Here is a 533-nt window from a genome sequence, read left to right as displayed (position 1 = left end):
TTGTGATTTCTGTCAATTTATCTCTTTGAGCTGCAGAGAAAAATTAACTTAGGCTTTCGGTAACAACGGGTTTGTTGTTACGTTTTGCTATCCAATACGCCACGCCACCCCATAGCGCAACAAGCAACCACAATGCTGTCCAATGTTTGGCAACTTGCTGCCATGTCGCGCCCATTTGGTTGAGCGCCAAGAAGCCTTTTATTGCCCAAGTACTCGGGCTCAAATCGGCTATCCAAAGCAGTGGAGCAGGTATCGATTCAACTGGCCAAATGAAGCCCGCTAAAAAGATGAGAGGCATTGAACTGACTAGAACCACTAAGGTGACCAGTTCTCTTCTTGGTAGTAGATAGCCAAGCCAAAAACCTAGCCCACAACAACCCAGCAAGAACGGGAAGAGCATGGTTAAGAGCTCACCTGCTTTGGCAATGTGATTCACACTCAGACGTTCGAAGCTAAAACCAAAGTAATACGCGCTCAGTAAGTAATAAATGGCAATAAACACCAACGTTCTTACCAATAACAATGACCCGGTT

General features: G+C 45.4%; 1 protein-coding gene. It reads right to left on the bottom strand.

Features of this window, described 5'->3' with window-relative positions:
* Nucleotides 1-43 precede the first annotated feature (43 nt).
* Nucleotides 44-533 (bottom strand): ABC transporter permease (locus tag R8N49_RS30010; protein ID WP_318190812.1); only part of this gene is annotated, 490 nt, incomplete at its 5' end.

It is taken from the genome of Vibrio sp. 1978 (assembly GCF_033344345.1).
Note: the sequence above shows the minus strand (reverse complement) of the source record. Positions and strands in the feature narration are given on the sequence as shown.